This window comes from Nocardioides sp. NPDC057772, from assembly GCF_042798075.1.
Taxonomy (GTDB): domain Bacteria; phylum Actinomycetota; class Actinomycetes; order Propionibacteriales; family Nocardioidaceae; genus Nocardioides.
The window spans coordinates 1-16925 of the sequence record NZ_JBHVKN010000017.1 but is presented as its reverse complement, the minus strand read 5'-3'; the positions used below and the strand labels follow the sequence as shown (position 1 = coordinate 16925).

13 protein-coding genes and 1 tRNA gene are annotated in these 16925 nt (G+C 68.3%); 12 read left to right on the top strand and 2 right to left on the bottom strand.

What is annotated here, in order from left to right; all coding sequences use genetic code 11:
• Positions 1-2 precede the first annotated feature (2 nt).
• The 7 genes from trpB to pyk all read left to right on the top strand — a co-directional run bounded on the left by trpB (position 3) and on the right by pyk (position 11622).
• Entirely contained in the window at positions 3-1292 is a 1290-nt protein-coding gene (gene trpB, locus ACFVJS_RS05365) for a tryptophan synthase subunit beta (RefSeq protein ID WP_378877903.1), read from the top strand.
• Positions 1289-2086: a tryptophan synthase subunit alpha gene (gene trpA / locus ACFVJS_RS05360; protein WP_378877902.1), complete on the top strand. Its 798-nt coding sequence runs from the start codon at positions 1289-1291 to the stop codon at positions 2084-2086. The genes trpB and trpA overlap by 4 nt, the downstream gene beginning before the upstream one ends.
• On the top strand, positions 2083-2700 hold the full coding sequence (locus ACFVJS_RS05355) for an SCO family protein (RefSeq protein ID WP_378877901.1): 618 nt from the start codon (positions 2083-2085) through the stop codon (positions 2698-2700). The genes trpA and ACFVJS_RS05355 overlap by 4 nt, the downstream gene beginning before the upstream one ends.
• An 8-nt stretch (positions 2701-2708) precedes the next feature.
• Positions 2709-3608, top strand: coding sequence for a prolipoprotein diacylglyceryl transferase (gene lgt / locus ACFVJS_RS05350; protein ID WP_378877900.1), 900 nt, complete (start codon positions 2709-2711; stop codon positions 3606-3608).
• Positions 3609-3888: 280 nt separating this feature from the next.
• Complete coding sequence (gltB, locus tag ACFVJS_RS05345) at positions 3889-8445, top strand: glutamate synthase large subunit (RefSeq protein WP_378877899.1); 4557 nt, start codon at positions 3889-3891, stop codon at positions 8443-8445.
• Positions 8438-9904, top strand: a complete 1467-nt coding sequence (locus ACFVJS_RS05340; protein ID WP_378877898.1) for a glutamate synthase subunit beta — start codon at positions 8438-8440, stop codon at positions 9902-9904. Before gltB ends, ACFVJS_RS05340 begins: the two co-directional genes overlap by 8 nt.
• A 248-nt stretch (positions 9905-10152) precedes the next feature.
• The gene (pyk, locus tag ACFVJS_RS05335) at positions 10153-11622 is read left to right on the top strand and encodes a pyruvate kinase (protein ID WP_378877897.1); all 1470 of its coding nucleotides are present in this window, start codon (positions 10153-10155) and stop codon (positions 11620-11622) included.
• Here the strand turns inward: pyk and ACFVJS_RS05330 are convergent.
• Entirely contained in the window at positions 11619-12338 is a 720-nt protein-coding gene (locus ACFVJS_RS05330; protein ID WP_378877896.1) for a transcriptional regulator, read from the bottom strand. The two genes, pyk and ACFVJS_RS05330, sit on opposite strands and share 4 nt — an antisense overlap.
• Before the next feature lie 93 nt (positions 12339-12431).
• Positions 12432-12517, bottom strand: a tRNA-Leu gene (locus ACFVJS_RS05325).
• A 72-nt stretch (positions 12518-12589) separates the two neighbouring features.
• Here ACFVJS_RS05325 and ACFVJS_RS05320 point away from each other — a divergent pair.
• The 5 genes from ACFVJS_RS05320 to ACFVJS_RS05300 all read left to right on the top strand — a co-directional run.
• Positions 12590-13219, top strand: coding sequence for an ANTAR domain-containing response regulator (locus tag ACFVJS_RS05320; RefSeq protein WP_378877895.1), 630 nt, complete (start codon positions 12590-12592; stop codon positions 13217-13219).
• Positions 13220-13386: 167 nt separating this feature from the next.
• A complete protein-coding gene (locus tag ACFVJS_RS05315) occupies positions 13387-14727 on the top strand; it encodes a hypothetical protein (protein WP_378877894.1) in 1341 nt (446 codons plus the stop codon).
• An 8-nt stretch (positions 14728-14735) separates the two neighbouring features.
• On the top strand, positions 14736-15728 hold the full coding sequence (locus ACFVJS_RS05310) for a branched-chain amino acid ABC transporter permease (RefSeq protein WP_378877893.1): 993 nt from the start codon (positions 14736-14738) through the stop codon (positions 15726-15728).
• 1 nt (position 15729) lies between these two features.
• Positions 15730-16665, top strand: a complete 936-nt coding sequence (locus ACFVJS_RS05305) for an ABC transporter ATP-binding protein (RefSeq protein WP_378877892.1) — start codon at positions 15730-15732, stop codon at positions 16663-16665.
• On the top strand, positions 16662-16925 hold a 264-nt coding region (locus ACFVJS_RS05300; protein WP_378877891.1), incomplete at its 3' end, for an ATP-binding cassette domain-containing protein. The genes ACFVJS_RS05305 and ACFVJS_RS05300, both read left to right, overlap by 4 nt.

The following is a 16925-nucleotide window of genomic DNA, read 5'->3' as shown; positions in this document are numbered from 1 at the left end:
CCATGACAACTCACATTCACGAGACCACCTCCTACGACGCCGACGAGCTCGGCTGGTTCGGCGGCGAGGCCGAGGGGTTCGGCGGCCGCTTCATGCCCGAGGCGCTGATGAAGGCGCTCACCGAGCTCGACGAGGCCTGGCAGCAGGCCAAGGCCGACCCGGAGTTCGTGAAGGAGTTCGACGCGATCCTGCGTGACTACGCCAACCTGCCGAGCCCGCTCTACCACGCGACCCGGCTCTCTTCGCAGCTCGGCGTACGGGTCCTCCTCAAGCGCGAGGACCTCAACCACACCGGCGCTCACAAGATCCGCAACGTGCTCGGCCAGGCCCTGCTCACCAAGCGGATGGGCAAGACCCGGGTGATCGCCGAGACCGGTGCCGGCCAGCACGGCGTGGCCTCCGCGACCGCGGCCGCCTACTTCGGCCTGGACTGCACCGTCTACATGGGCAAGGTCGACACCGACCGTCAGGCGCTCAACGTGGCCCGGATGCGGCTGCTCGGGGCCGAGGTCGTCCCGGTTCCCTCCGGCAGCGGCACTCTCAAGGACGCCATCAACGAGGCGCTGCGTGACTGGGTCGCGAGCGTCGACCACACCGCCTACCTGTTCGGCACCGCGGCCGGGCCCCACCCGTTCCCGACGCTGGTCCGCGACATCGTGCGCGGCATCGGCGACGAGGCCCGGGCGCAGTCGCTCGAGCAGTTCGGCGGTCTCCCGAACGCCGTCGTCGCCGCGGTCGGCGGCGGCTCCAACGCGATCGGCCTCTTCACCGCGTTCCTCGACGACGAGGATGTCGAGATCCACGGCTTCGAGGCAGGGGGAGAGGGCTTCGATACCGGCCGCCACGCCGCCACCATCCAGGCCAACGACCCGGGCGTGCTCCACGGCGCCCGCACCTATGTGCTCCAGGACGAGGACGGCCAGACCATCGAGTCCCACTCGATCTCCGCCGGGCTCGACTACCCGGGGGTCGGTCCGCAGCACGCCTGGCTGGCCAAGTCCGGCCGGGCGAGCTACACGAGCATCACCGACAAGGAGGCGATGGACGCCTTCGCGCTGCTCTCGCGCTCCGAGGGCATCATCCCGGCGATCGAGTCGGCCCACGCGATCGCCGGCGCCATCAAGATCGCCCCGGAGATCAAGGAGCGCCACGGCGAGGGTGCCACGATCCTGATCAACCTGTCCGGTCGCGGCGACAAGGACATGGGCACGGCCATCGACTACTTCGGGTTGGGCGACGAAGGAGCCCAGGCCCGAAGCGACAAGCACAGCGGTTTGGGAGAGAGCAAGTGAGCACGTCGGTAGCGTTCGAGAAGGCGAAGGCCGAGGACCGTGCCGCCCTGGTCGGCTACCTGCCGGCAGGTTTCCCGTCGGTGGAGGGCTCGATCGAGGCGCTGGCCACGATGGTCGAGGCCGGCTGCGACATCATCGAGATCGGCCTGCCCTACTCCGACCCGGTCATGGACGGCCCCACGATCCAGGACGCCGTCCAGCAGGCCCTCGACGGCGGCGTACGCGTCGACGACGTGTTCCGCGTCGTCGAGGCCGTGGCCGCGACCGGGGTGCCGACCCTGGTGATGACCAGCTGGAACCCGATCGAGCGTCGCGGCGTCGACCGTTTCGCCCAGCAGCTCCAGGACGCCGGCGGCGCCGGCCTGATCACGCCCGACATCACCCCCGACTTCGCGCCGGAGTGGATCGAGGCCGCCGACGCCCGTGACCTCGACAAGGTCTTCCTGGTCGCGCCGAGCAGCACCGACGAGCGGATCGCGATGACCACGGCCCAGTGCCGCGGCTTCGTCTACGCCACCGCGGTCATGGGGGTCACCGGCGCCCGCGCCAAGACCTCCGAGCTGGCCGCCCCGCTCGTCGCCCGCACCCGGCAGACCACCGACCTGCCGGTCGGCGTCGGCCTCGGGGTCAGCAACGGCGCCCAGGCGGCGGAGATGGCCGCGTACGCCGACGGGGTCATCGTCGGCTCCGCCTTCGTGCGTACGCTGCTGGACAACCGCTCCGACGAGCAGGCGGCGCTCAAGGCGCTGGCGCACCTGACCGAGGACCTGGCCGCGGGAGTCCGCGCGCGTTGAGGATCCTCGTATCGATCGTCCTGCTCGTCCTCGTCGGGGTCGTCAGCGGCTGCGGCGCGGCCGGCACCGGTCAGAAGCCGGCCTCGGCGATGACCGGGCAGGAGCACACTCCCTACCAGCTCGCCGACACCGCGCTGACCGACACCGACGGCGAGCCGTACTCGCTGGCGACCGACGCCGACAAGCCGCTGACGCTGGTGTTCTACGGCTACACCCAGTGCCCCGACGAGTGCCCGCTGGTCATGTCGAGCCTGACCGCCGCGCTGACCCGGCTCGACGACGCCGAGCGGAAGCAGGTCGACGTCGTCTTCATCACCACCGACCCGGCGCGAGACACGACGGAGGTGCTCGAGAAGTACCTCGAGCGCTACGACGACGACTTCATCGGCCTCACCGGCGACCTGAAGGACATCGTCACGCTGGCCGAGTCGATGCGGCTCTACGTCGGGGAGGCCGACCGGCTACCGAGCGGGGGCTACGATCTCGGGGTCCACGACACCCACGTCTCCGCAGTCACCGGGGGAGAGGCGCGGGTCGTGTGGTCGATGAACACCTCGCCCAAGCAGTTCGCCGACGACATCCACCACCTTCTTGAGGAAGAAACCGCCGCATGATGCTCCCGATGTCCATCCCCAGCCCGGCCGAAGGCGTGCTCTGGCTCGGGCCGATCCCGCTGCGCGGCTACGCGTTCGCGATCATCCTCGGCATCATCGTCGCCGTCTGGGTCTCGGAGAAGCGCTGGCAGGCACGCGGCGGCCGCGCCGGTGACATCCAGGACATCGCCCTGTGGGCGGTGCCGTTCGGCCTGGTCGGTGGCCGGCTCTACCACGTGATGACGGACTGGCAGCTCTACTTCGGCGACGGCGCCAACCCGGTCGAGGCGCTCTACATCTGGCGCGGTGGCCTCGGCGTGTGGGGCGCGATCGCGCTTGGCGCCGTCGGCGCCATCATCGGCGCCCGGACCAAGGGCATCAAGATCGTCCCGCTGCTGGACACCATCGCCCCCACCTGTCTGCTCGCGATGGGCATCGGCCGCTGGGGCAACTGGTTCAACCAGGAGCTCTTCGGCCGCCCGACCGACCTGCCGTGGGGCCTGGAGATCGACCCGTCGCACTACCCTGACGGCCCCGGCCAGTTCCCGGCCGGCACCACGTTCCACCCGACCTTCCTCTACGAGTTCTGCTGGGACATCCTCGCCTTCTTCGTCATCGTCTACCTGCAGAAGAAGCTGCGCCTGGGCGGCGGCCGCGTGGTCGCGCTCTACGTGATGGCCTACTGCCTCGGCCGCGGCATGATCGAGACCCTGCGCATCGACAACGTCCAGCTGGTCGACGTGCTCGGCCTGCGCTGGAGCGAGTGGATGTCGATCATCCTGTTCGTGCTGGCCGCCGCATGGTGGGCCTACGCCACCTTCACCGGCCGGGGTAAGGTCGAGGAGGAGGTCTACAGCGATCCTGCCAAGGCCCCCGCACACGACACTGACAGCAAGGGCGACACCGAGGAATCCTCGACCACGGCCTGATCAGACGCAGAAGTTGGGCGCAAAGTCGCGCCTCGCGGGAGGGTGTCCGTCCCTTGACCCTCGTTCGCAACGTACGCGTGACACAGTGGTAACCTAGCCGCACTCGCGCGGGCCAACGCTGTCCCCTGCAGATTGCCAGTTTCATCCCCGCAAGGGGCGCGCGCACCTGTCGCAGAACATCCCCACGCTCCGGACCCGACTCGAAGCAGAGTCGGAAACCCGGGGCTATTGGGCTGCGTCGGATCGCGCGTTCCCGAGCCCGGACAGACGGGAGATCCCGGTGCCGTACGAGCACTCGTATCCATCCCCCCAGGGCCTCTACGACCCTCGGTTCGAGAAGGACGCCTGCGGCGTCGCCATGGTTGCGACGCTGACCGGCGTCGCCAGCCACGACATCGTGAAGCAGGGCATCCGTGCCCTGGTGAATCTCGACCACCGCGGCGCCGCCGGCGCCGAGACCAACTCTGGCGACGGCGCCGGGATCCTGCTGCAGGTCCCCGACGCGTTCCTGCGCGAGGTCGTCGACTTCGACCTCCCGGCCGAGCGTGCCTACGCCGTCGGCACCGCCTTCATCCCCGGCGATGTCGACCAGGTCGAGCGCACCGTCAAGCTGGTCGAGGACATCGCGACCGAGGAGGGCCTCGAGGTCCTCGGCTGGCGTGACGTACCCGTCAACCCGGACTCCCTCGGTGCCACCGCGAAGGCGGTCATGCCGACCTTCCGTCAGCTCTTCGTCGCCGGCGCCAAGCAGCGCGTGACCGGCCTGGCCCTGGAGCGCCTCGCCTTCTGCCTGCGCAAGCGCGCGGAGAAGGAGACCGACGTCTACTTCCCGTCGCTGTCGAGCCGCACCATCGTCTACAAGGGCATGCTCACCACGCCCCAGCTGGCCCAGGTGTTCCCCGACCTGGTCGACGAGCGGGTCGCCTCCGCGATCGCCGTCGTCCACAGCCGGTTCTCGACCAACACCTTCCCGAGCTGGCCGCTGAGCCACCCGTTCCGGTTCATCGCCCACAACGGCGAGATCAACACCGTGATGGGCAACCGCAACTGGATGAAGGCGCGCGAGGCGCTGCTGGAGTCCGAGCTGATCCCGGGCGACCTCGAGCGGCTCTTCCCGATCTGCACCGAGGGCGCCTCCGACTCGGCCTCGTTCGACGAGGTCCTCGAGCTGCTCCACCTGGCCGGCCGCAGCCTGCCTCACGCCATGCTGATGATGATCCCGGAGGCATGGGAGAAGCACGAGGAGATGGACCCCGCCCGCAGGGCGTTCTACGAGTTCCACTCCTCGCTGATGGAGCCGTGGGACGGCCCCGCCTCGGTCGTGTTCACCGACGGCACCCAGATCGGCGCGGTGCTCGACCGCAACGGCCTGCGTCCCTCGCGTTACTGGGTCACCGAGGACGGCCTGGTCGTGCTCGGCTCCGAGGCCGGCGTGCTCGACGACATCGACCCGGCGACCGTGGTCCGCAAGGGCCGCGTCCAGCCGGGCAAGATGTTCCTGGTCGACACCGCCGAGCACCGCATCATCGAGGACGACGAGATCAAGTCCGAGCTCGCCGCGGAGCACCCCTACGACGAGTGGCTCCACGCCGGTCTCGTACGCCTCGAGGACATCCCCGAGCGCGAGCACATCGTCCACACCCACGCCTCGGTGACCCGCCGCCAGCAGGTCTTCGGCTACACCGAGGAGGAGCTCCGGATCCTGCTCGCGCCGATGGCCAACACCGGTGCCGAGCCGATCGGCTCGATGGGCACCGACAGCCCGATCGCGGCGCTGAGCGACAAGCCCCGGATGCTGTTCGACTACTTCGCCCAGCTTTTCGCGCAGGTCACCAACCCGCCGCTGGACGCGATCCGCGAGGAGCTCGTCACCAGCCTCGCCGGCACCATCGGCGCCGAGTCCAACCTGCTCAATCCCGGCCCGGCCTCGTGTCGCCAGATCGTGCTGCCGTTCCCGGTCATCTCCAACGACGACCTGGCCAAGATCCGTCACATCAACCGTGACGGCGACATGCCGGGCTTCCAGGTCCACATCGTCCGCGGCCTCTACGAGGTCGACGGCGGTGCCGAGGCGCTCCGCACCCGCCTCGACGAGATCGCCGCAGAGGTCTCCCAGGCGATCGAGGACGGCGCCCGGATCATCGTGCTGTCCGACCGCCACTCCACCCAGGAGATGGCGCCGATCCCGTCGCTGCTGCTCACCGGCGCCGTCCACCACCACCTGGTCCGCGAGCGCACCCGCTCGCAGGTCGGCCTGCTGGTCGAGGCCGGCGACGTACGCGAGGTCCACCACGTCGCCCTGCTGATCGGCTACGGCGCGGCCGCGGTCAACCCCTACCTGGCAGTCGAGTCCGTCGAGGACCTCGCCTACGAGGGCTACTACGTGAAGGCCGACGCCGAGAAGGCGATGGCCAACACGATCAAGGCGCTCGGCAAGGGTGTCCTCAAGGTGATGTCGAAGATCGGCGTCTCCACGGTCGCCTCCTACACCGGCGCGCAGATCTTCGAGGCCGTCGGCCTCTCGAAGGAGGTCGTGGACCGCTACTTCACCGGCACCACCTCCAAGCTCGGCGGCGTCGGCCTCGACGTGATCGCCGAGGAGGTCGCCAAGCGCCACGCCACCGCCTACCCGCGCGACGGCGTCGCCAACGCCCACCGCGCGCTGCCCATCGGCGGCGAGTACCAGTGGCGTCGTGAGGGCGAGCCGCACCTGTTCGACCCGGAGACCGTCTTCCGGCTCCAGCACGCGACCCGCACCGGCCGCTACGACGTGTTCAAGCAGTACACCGACCGTGTCAACGAGCAGTCCGAGCGGCTGATGACCCTGCGCGGCCTCTTCAGGCTCAAGAGCGCCGAGGAACTGGGCCGCCAGAAGGTCTCGATCGACGAGGTCGAGCCCGTCGAGGCGATCGTCAAGCGCTTCTCGACCGGCGCGATGTCGTACGGCTCGATCTCCAAGGAGGCTCACGAGACGCTCGCCATCGCGATGAACATCCTCGGCGGCAAGTCCAACACCGGCGAGGGCGGCGAGGACCCGGAGCGTCTCTACGACCCCGAGCGTCGTTCGTCGATCAAGCAGGTGGCGTCGGGTCGCTTCGGTGTCACGAGCGAATACCTCACCAACGCCGACGACATCCAGATCAAGATGGCCCAGGGCGCCAAGCCCGGTGAGGGCGGTCAGCTGCCCGGCCACAAGGTCTACCCGTGGGTCGCCAAGACGCGTCACTCGACGCCGGGCGTGGGGCTCATCTCCCCGCCGCCTCACCACGACATCTACTCGATCGAGGATCTCGCCCAGCTGATCCACGACCTCAAGAACGCCAACCCGAGCGCTCGCGTCCACGTCAAGCTCGTGGCCGAGGTCGGTGTCGGCACCGTCGCCGCAGGTGTCTCCAAGGCCCATGCCGATGTGGTCCTGATCTCCGGTCACGACGGCGGCACCGGCGCCTCCCCGCTGACCTCGCTCAAGCACGCGGGCGGTCCCTGGGAGCTCGGCCTCGCCGAGGCGCAGCAGACGCTGCTCCTCAACGGTCTGCGCGACCGGATCGTGGTACAGACCGACGGTCAGCTCAAGACCGGCCGCGACGTGGTCATCGCCGCGCTGCTCGGTGCCGAGGAGTTCGGCTTCGCCACCGCGCCGCTGGTCGTCTCCGGCTGCGTGATGATGCGGGTCTGCCACCTCGACACCTGCCCGGTCGGCGTCGCCACCCAGAACCCGGTCCTGCGCGAGCGGTTCACCGGCAAGGCGGAGTACGTCGTCAACTTCATGCGCTACGTCGCCGAAGAGGTCCGCGAGCTCCTCGCCGAGCTCGGCTTCCGGAGCATCGACGAGGCCGTCGGCCACGCCGAGGCGCTCGACGCGCGCGACGCGATCGACCACTGGAAGGCCTCCGGGCTCGACCTGTCGCCGATCTTCGCCCGGGTGGAGTCGCCGGAGCAGTTCGCCGACCAGGACCTCTACAACACCAAGGGCCAGGACCACGGCCTGGAGAAGTCCCTGGACGTCAACGAGCTGGTGCCGCTCGCGGCTCCGGCGCTCGAGCGCGGCGAGCCCGTGCGCGCCCAGCTGCCGATCCGCAACGTCAACCGCACCGTCGGCACGATCCTCGGCCACGAGATCACCAAGCGCTACCGCGGTGAGGGGCTGCCCGAGGGCACCATCGACATCACCTTCACCGGCTCCGCGGGCCAGTCCTTCGGCGCCTTCATCCCGCGCGGGCTCACGCTCCGCCTCGAGGGCGACGCCAACGACTACGTCGGCAAGGGTCTCTCCGGCGGTCGCGTGGTGATCCGTCCGGAGCGTACGGCCGGGTTCAAGGCCGAGGAGCACATCATCGCCGGCAACACGCTGGCCTACGGCGCCACCAGCGGGCGGATCCACATCCGCGGTGGTGTGGGGGAGCGGGCCGCGGTCCGCAACTCCGGTGCCAGCATCGTCACCGAGGGTGTCGGCGACCACGGCTGCGAATACATGACCGGTGGTCGTGTCGTCGTGCTCGGCCCGACCGGGCGCAACTTCGCGGCCGGTATGTCCGGCGGTATCGCCTGGGTCCTCGACTTCGCGGAGCAGCGGCTCAACGGCGAGCTGGTCGACGCCACCGGCGTCGAGGAGAAGTACGCCGGCGAGCTCGAGCAGCTCGTCCGCGACCACCTCGAGGAGACCGGCTCGGCCGTCGCCGAGGCGCTCCTGGCCGACTGGCCGAACTCTCTGACCCGCTTCACGCAGGTCATGCCCAGTGACTACAAGCGCGTGCTCGAAGCCCAGGAGGAGGCCCTCGAGGAGGGCCTCGACGAGGACGAGGCCGCGCAGCGAATTATGGAGGTCCTCCATGGCTGACCCGAAGGGTTTTCTGAAGAACGGCCGTGAGGTCGCGACCCGTCGTCCCGTCGAGGAGCGGGTCAAGGACTGGCACGAGGTCTACCCGGGCAAGATCGGCAAGACCCTGCTGCCGATCATCAACACCCAGGCCTCACGCTGCATGGACTGCGGCATCCCGTTCTGCCACCAGGGCTGCCCGCTCGGCAACATCATCCCGGAGTGGAACGACCTGGTCTGGCGCAACGACTGGGAGGGTGCCTCGGAGCGTCTGCACGCGACCAACAACTTCCCCGAGTTCACCGGTCGTCTCTGCCCGGCCCCGTGCGAGGCCGCCTGCGTGCTGGGGATCAACCAGCCCGCGGTGACCATCAAGAACATCGAGGTCTCGATCATCGACAAGGCCTGGGACGCCGGCCACGTCAAGCCGCAGCCGCCTGAGTGGCTCTCCGGCAAGGCGGTCGCCGTCATCGGCTCCGGCCCCGCAGGCCTGGCCGCCGCCCAGCAGCTCACCCGAGCCGGCCACACCGTGGCCGTCTACGAGCGGGCCGACAAGATCGGCGGGCTGCTGCGCTACGGCATCCCGGAGTTCAAGATGGAGAAGTCGCAGGTCGACCAGCGCCTGGCGCAGATGCGCCGCGAGGGCACGGTCTTCCGCGCGGGCGTCGACGTCGGCACCGACATCACCGGCGCCCAGCTCCGCGACCGCTACGACGCCATCGTGCTGGCCAACGGCTCCACCGTCGGCCGCGACCTGCCGGTTCCCGGGCGCGAGCTCGACGGGATCCACCAGGCGATGGAATACCTGCCGCAGTCCAACCGGGCCTCGCTCGGCGAGGCGGTCCCCGACCAGATCCTGGCCGAGGGCAAGCACGTCGTGATCATCGGTGGCGGTGACACCGGCGCCGACTGCCTCGGCACCGCGATCCGCCAGGGCGCGGAGTCGATCACGCAGCTCGAGATCATGCCGCGTCCGCCGGAGGACCGCCCCGACGGTCAGCCGTGGCCGACCTACCCGATGACCTATCGGGTCGCGTCCGCGCACGAGGAGGGTGGCGAGCGGGTCTACTCCGTGTCCACCAAGGAGTTCCTCGGCACCGAGGACGGCCGCGTACGCGCGCTGAGGCTCGTCGAGGTCGAGTTCGTCGACGGCAAGCTGGTCGAGAAGGAGGGGACCGAGAAGGAGATCCCGGCCGACCTGGTGCTGCTGGCCATGGGCTTCACCGGCCCGGAGAAGGACGGCCTCCTGACCCAGCTGGGTGTCGAGTTCGACGCTCGCGGCAACGTCGCCCGCGACGACTCCTTCGCCACCTCCGTCCCCGGCGTCTACGTCGCCGGCGACGCGGGTCGCGGCCAGTCGCTGATCGTGTGGGCGATCGCCGAGGGCCGCGCCGCCGCGGCCGCGGTCGACACCTACCTCACCGGCTCGACGAACCTGCCGGCGCCGATCCGTCCGACGGACCGGCAGCTGATGGTCTGAGTCAGACCTACCGAGGCACAACGGCGTGCCGACCACTGGCCCGGCACCCCCACTTCGGGGGTGTCGGGCCAGTCGGTTCTCAGCCCTCGGATCGGAGGATCCGACAGAGTTCGTACACGCATGTGGCGAGGAGTTTGTGGCACCTGTCCATTGACCCGGCGCTCCGGTGTGAATGCTCGATGAATCTCCGCAGAGAGACGCCCCGCGGGTGCTGGTTTGAACGATCCAGAGGGGTAGTCTGGGCTCCCGTGAGAAGAGCGAAGATCGTCTGCACCCTGGGACCCGCCGTCGGGACGGAGCGTCGCATCCGCGAGCTCGTCTACGCAGGCATGGACGTGGCCCGGATGAACATGAGCCATGGGTCCCACGACGATCACTCCAGCAACTACGCGCTGGTGCGGGAAGCGGCTGCGGCGAGCGGACACAGCGTCGGCATCTTCGCCGACCTGCAGGGGCCCAAGATCCGCCTCGAGCGCTTCGAGGAGGGGTCGGCCATCCTCCACCGGGGTCAGCCCTGGACCATCACCACGCGCGAGGTGACCGGCAACGACAAGATCTGCGGCACGACCTACAAGGGCCTGCCGGGCGACGTGAAGGTCGGCGACCCGATCCTGATCGACGACGGCAAGCTGCGCCTGCGGGTCACCGCGGTCGACGACACCGACGTCCACACCGAGGTCCTGGTCGGCGGACCGGTCTCCAACAACAAGGGCATCAATCTCCCCGGCGTCGCGGTCTCCGTCCCGGCCCTGTCCGAGAAGGACGAGGAGGACCTGCGCTTCGCTCTCAAGCTCGGCGTCGACATGGTCGCGCTCAGCTTCGTGCGCAACGCGAAGGACTACGAGGACGTCCGCAAGATCATGGACGAGGAGGGGCGTGTCGTCCCGGTCATCGCCAAGATCGAGAAGCCGCAGGCGATCGACAACCTCGACGAGGTCATCGCCGCCTTCGACATGTTCATGGTCGCCCGCGGTGACCTCGGCGTGGAGTGTCCGCTCGAGGAGGTCCCTTTCCTGCAGAAGCGGATCATCGAGCTGGCCCGCCTCAACGCCAAGCCGGTCATCGTCGCCACCCAGATGCTCGACTCGATGATCGCCAACCCGGCACCGACCCGCGCCGAGGCCAACGACGTCGCCAACGCCGTCCTCGACGGCGCCGATGCCGTGATGCTCTCCGCCGAGACGAGCGTGGGGGACTATCCGATCCACACCGTGGAGACCATGGCCCGCATCATCGCCGCCACCGAGCGGCACGCCTTCTCCCGCGACGGCTCCGCCGCTGCCGAGCTCAGCCGCATCGAGTGGGACCCGCACACCCGCTCCGGGGTCATCGCCAAGGCCGCCGCCGAGGTCGCCGACCGGGTCGATGCGAAGTATCTGGTCGCCTTCACCACCTCCGGCGACTCCGCCCGCCGTCTCTCCCGGCTGCGCAACCCGATCCCGTTGCTCGCCTTCACCCCCTCCGATGCCGTACGCAGCCAGCTCGCGCTCAGCTGGGGCACCGAGACCTTCCGCACCGACGAGGTCGAGCACACCGACGAGATGGTCCGTCAGGTCGACGAGAACCTGCTCAAGCTCGGCCGCGTCGAGGAGGGCGAGCTCGTCGTCATCATCGCCGGCTCGCCTCCCGGCATCCCCGGCTCCACCAACGCCCTGCGCATCCACCGCATCGGCGACGCGATCAACGAGGTCGCGCCCGCCTACGAGCGCAAAGGCTAGCTCTTCGGGCCGATCAACGCGTCGAGCGCCGCGACCGCCTCGCGGCGCGAGACGCTGATCGTCTTCCAAGAGGACTGGCGCCACGGGATGTCGACCAGATCGAGCGCCCAGGTGCACAGGTCGCGGATGTCGTCGGAGTGATTGACGCACTGCCAGCGGCCGTACTCGTAGCGCTTCTTCTCTCCTGCGACGACTCGGGTCGCCCAGTTGTTCACCCGACAGCCGTCCGAGTGGAACAGTCCCCGTAGGAACGGGCCGGGGTGAGCGGTCACGATCTCCTTCTGCCAGTCCTCCAAGGCGATCGTGCGCTCGTGTTTGTGGCCGGGACCGAGTTGAGGAAACAGGCAGGGGAGGTGTTTCCACGAGATCGTGGTGATCACAGCTCCCGGGACCAGACGAGTATGTGGACGACCGCCAGGTTCGACCCGAGCCATCAGAGCGATGAGGTGCTGGTTGATATCGGGGTGCTTCAGGTCGTTGATGATGTGCAGGTTGAACACGCCGCGGCGGCACTCGCTGATGTGTCCGTCCCCGAGATACCAGCCAAGAATCTCGGCGTACGCCTCGTCGTCGAGGTCGGCACCGTCGCATCGTGGGCATGGTGGCGCGAGATGGGTCTGGCCACGGACGACCCCACCACGTTGGTAGAGCCTTCGCCATCGACGGATCGTCTTGATCGCAACGCCGTGCTTCGCCGCGTTGTCCGCGTCGCGCATCCCGTCATCAGAGCAGCGCAATGCACTGTCGACGACAAACTGGGGGCGGACGTGTGGCACACAGTCATCATGCGTGTGACCACCGACATTTCGTGGTGCCGGATGTGGGATTCGAACCCACAAGCCCTTTCGGGCAACGGTGTTTGAGACCGCAGCGTATGCCGTTCCGCCAATCCGGCTGGATCAGGAGAAAATCTACCGGACCGTGGGCGGAATCACTGCACCGGGACGTGCCCGTGATGGCCTAGTCTGTGCTCGTGACGGAGAGCAACCCCAGCAGCACCCCGGAGAGCCAGGCGCGGCGTACGGTCGTCATCGCGGAGGACGAGGTCCTGATCCGGATGGACCTCAAGGAGATGCTCACCGAAGAGGGCTACGAGGTCGTCGGTGAGGCCGGTGACGGCAAGGCCGCGATCGAGCTCGCCACCGAGCACCGACCCGATCTGGTGATCCTCGACGTGAAGATGCCGGTGCTCGACGGGATCGCGGCCGCGGAGGCGATCGCGCGCGACCGGATCGCCCCGGTCGTCATGCTGACCGCGTTCTCCCAGCGTGACCTGGTGGAACGGGCCCGCGATGCGGGGGCGATGGCCTACCTCGTCAAGCCGTTCAACATCACCGACCTGGTGCCTGCGATCGAGCTGGCGGTGAGCCGCTTCCAGGAGCTCGCCCAGCTCGAGAAGGAGGTCGCCGGCCTGACCGACAGGCTGGAGACCCGCAAGGCGGTCGACCGGGCCAAGGGGATCCTGCAGGAGGGGCTCACGCTGAGCGAGCCCGAGGCGTTCCGGTGGATCCAGAAGACCGCGATGGACCTGCGTCTGTCGATGCGCCAGGTCGCCGAGGGCGTCATCGAGCACGGGGTCAGCGGGCCACGTACCTGAATCCGTGTAAACAGCACGTCACAGATCGGTTGCGGTCCTGGATGGGGGACAACCTGTGGCTTGTTCGTGGGTGACGTCGGCCTAGACTGCCCGCGCGGATCCGGCTGACCAGCGTGTTCAGCTGGTGCCAGGATCCGTCCTCAGGACACACAGGCAGGAGTACCCACGTGCGCAAGCGGCTCTACAGAGTCCTCGTCGCGCTCATCGGTGCGCTGATGGTGCTGTTGGTGGGGAGCGCGGGTGCCGCACAGGCAACCGCCACCCCACCGCCGGACGCCACCGCGATCCAGGTGACGCTTCAGGACGAGGCCAACAAGGATGCCCAAGGCAATCCGAAACCGATCTCGGGAGTGACCCTCGAGGTCAGCAAGGATGGCGAGAAGGCCGGCGAGGGCGTCACCGACGCCAAGGGCGTGGCGATCATCGTCGTCGAGGAGCTCGGCAAGTACACCGTGACCCTCGACGAGAAGACCCTGCCTGAGGGGACGGTCCTCGATGAGGACACCAAGAACGAGGCCACCGTCCAAGTACGCTTCCAGGGCCCCAACAACCGGGCGATCTTCCCGATCGGCGTCACTGCCGGTGAGCAGTCGAACTTCGCCAAGGACCTCGCCCAGAACCTCCGGGCGGGCATCGTCTTCGCTCTGGTCCTGTGTCTGGCCGGTCTCGGCTTCTCGCTGATCTTCGGCACGACCGGCCTGTCCAACTTCGCCCACGGTGAGCTGCTCACCTTCGGCGCGGTGATGGCCTGGACCTTCGACCAGATCTTCAAGACCGGTGGCCTGGCCACGGTGTCGGTGATCCTGTCCGGCGTCATCGCGGTCGCCCTCGGTGGCCTCGGTGGCTACGTCCAGGACAAGGTGCTGTGGGGCCCGCTGCGCCGGCGCGGCACCGGTCTGATCGCGATGATGATCGTCTCGATCGGCCTGGCGATCTTCCTGCGCTACCTGTTCCAGTACTTCTACGGCTCCTCGACCCGCTCGCTGTCGCAGTACAGCGGCCAGCAGCGCGAGCAGCACTGGTACTACCTCGGCCTCTCGCTCTCCGACCGCGAGGCGATCATCGTCGTCATCTCGATCGTCACGATCACCGCGGTGTGCGTGTGGATGGCCAAGAGCCGGATGGGCAAGGCGATGCGCGCGGTCTCGGACAACCCTGCGCTGGCCGCGTCCTCGGGCCTCCGGGTCGACAGCGTCATCACCAACGCGTGGGTGATCGGTGGGGCGCTGACCGCACTGTCGGGTGTGCTCTACGCGATGCAGCTTCAGGTCAACAGCTTCATGGGCATGCGGATCCTGCTGGTCATCTTCGCCGCGGTCACCCTCGGTGGCCTCGGCACGATCTGGGGCGCCCTGGTCGGCTCGATGGTGATCGGGCTCGTCTACGAGCTCGGACCGCTGTTCGGCGTACCCACCTCGATCAAGGAGGTCGGCCCGCTGCTGATCATGATCGTGATCTTGCTGGTGCGGCCCCAGGGCATCCTGGGTCGTAAAGAGCGGCTCGGGTAGGAGAGACAATGGATATTCTCGACATTCTCCGGGCAGGGCTGCAGCAGGCGCTGGGCCCGCAGGCGATCGTCTTCGCCCTGGCCGCGATCGGCCTCAACATCCACTTCGGCTACACCGGGCTGCTCAACTTCGGCCAGGCCGGGTTCGTCGCGGTCGGTGCGTACGGTCTGGCCGTCTCCGTGGTCACCTTCGACGCCCCGTTCTGGCTCGGCATCATCATGGCGCTGGTGGCGCCGCTGGTGCTCGCCGTGATCCTGGGTGTGCCGACCCTGCGTCTGCGCGCCGACTATCTGGCCATCGTCACGATCGCCGCGGCCGAGGTGCTGCGGTTCGTCTTCGGTGCGGTGGAGACCAAGGACACCTTCGGTGGCTCCAACGGGCTCAACGGCTTCGCCCGGCCCTTCCAGCAGGCCAACCCCTACGACAGCGGCATCGACCTGGGCATCATCTCGTTCGGCCGCAACGACCTGTGGTCCCTGACCGTGGGCTGGATCCTGGTCGCGCTGTGCTGCGTGCTCGTGTGGGCGCTCATGCGCAGCCCGTGGGGCCGCGTGCTCCGCTCGATCCGCGAGGACGAGGACGCGGTGCGCTCGCTGGGCAAGAACGTCTTCGCCTACAAGATGCAGGCCCTGGCGCTCGGTGGCGTCATCGGTGGTCTGGGCGGCATGTTCCTGGCGCTCAAGCAGGCCTCGGTCGTGCCGAGCGACTACTCGACCCTGATGACCTTCTACGCCTTCGCCGCGCTGCTCCTCGGTGGCGCTGCTCGGGTGATGGGTCCCGTCATCGGCTCGATCCTGTTCTGGTTCCTGATCGCGGGGCTAGGCTCGTTCTTCAGCCAGTCGGCTGGTGAAGGTGGCTGGATCCCGTCGGTGATCATGACCGACACCCAGGCCAGCGTGATCCGCTACATCGTGCTGGGTCTGGCCATCATGCTGCTGATGATCTTCCGACCGCAGGGGATCTTCGGCGACCGTAGGGAGATCGCGATCGATGGACGCTGACATGACTGACCAGACGAACGCAGAGAAGAACTCGGAGAGCAAGACCGGGCCCGCGGGCCTGGTCGGCGTGAGCACCGAGCCGGGCGCCAAGAAGCCCGACCCGATCCTGGTCGCCGACAACATCACGCGTACGTTCGGAGGACTCACCGCCGTCGACGTCGACCACGTCGAGATCCAGCGAGGCGCGATCACCGCGCTGATCGGCCCCAACGGTGCCGGCAAGACGACGTTCTTCAACCTGCTGACCGGCTTCGACCAGCCGAACACCGGCTCGTGGAGCCTCGAAGGCAGGTCGCTCAAGGGCGTCGCTCCCTACAAGGTCGCCCGGCTCGGGATGGTGCGCACCTTCCAGCTCACCAAGGTGCTGGCCAAGCTCACCGTGATCGAGAACATGCGGCTGGGAGCCACCGGACAGAAGGGCGAGCGGTTCTGGGCCGCGCCGTTCAAGTTCCTGTGGGGCAAGCAGGAGGACGACGTCACCAAGAAGGCCGACGAGCTGCTCGCCCGCTTCCTGCTCGACAAGAAGCGCGAGGACTTCGCGGGGTCGCTCTCCGGTGGCCAGCGCAAGCTGTTGGAGATGGCCCGGGCACTCATGGTCGACCCGGAGCTGGTCATGCTCGACGAGCCGATGGCGGGTGTGAACCCGGCCCTGAAGCAGTCGTTGCTCGGCCACGTGAAGTCGCTGCGCGACGAGGGCCGTACGGTCCTCTTCGTCGAGCACGACATGGACATGGTCCGCGACATCTCCGACTGGGTCATCGTGATGGCCCAGGGCAAGATCGTCGCGGAGGGCACGCCGGAATCGGTCATGGCCGACCAGCGTGTCATCGACGCCTATCTCGGGGCCCACCACGACACCGACCTGAGCGAGCTCGACGAGGAGCGGCTCGAGGCCGAGGTCGAGGCAGAGATCGCCCAAGAGGAGGACGCGAAGTGACTTCCACCGATGCGGAGAAGTTCCGCGAGAAGCACCTGAGCGAGGCCGAGGGTGCGGTGCTGCGGGCCGACGGCCTCATCGCCGGTTACCTTCCCGGGGTCAACATCCTCAACGACACCGACCTCTACTGCCAGCCCGGCGAGCTGGTCGGCATCATCGGCCCCAACGGCGCCGGCAAGTCGACGCTGCTCAAGGCGGTCGCCGGCCTGCTGCCCGCGGAGAGCGGCAAGGTCTACACCGACGGCCAGCCCTCGCTCCTC

Coding starts and splice junctions, on each gene's coding strand:
- trpB (WP_378877903.1), top strand. CDS start 3: ATGACAACTCACATTCACGAGACCACCTCCTACGACGCCGACGAGCTC.
- lgt (WP_378877900.1), top strand. CDS start 2,709: ATGTCCATCCCCAGCCCGGCCGAAGGCGTGCTCTGGCTCGGGCCGATC.
- ACFVJS_RS05340 (WP_378877898.1), top strand. CDS start 8,438: ATGGCTGACCCGAAGGGTTTTCTGAAGAACGGCCGTGAGGTCGCGACC.
- ACFVJS_RS05330 (WP_378877896.1), bottom strand. CDS start 12,338: ATGCGCGACGCGGACAACGCGGCGAAGCACGGCGTTGCGATCAAGACG.
- ACFVJS_RS05310 (WP_378877893.1), top strand. CDS start 14,736: ATGGATATTCTCGACATTCTCCGGGCAGGGCTGCAGCAGGCGCTGGGC.
- ACFVJS_RS05305 (WP_378877892.1), top strand. CDS start 15,730: ATGACTGACCAGACGAACGCAGAGAAGAACTCGGAGAGCAAGACCGGG.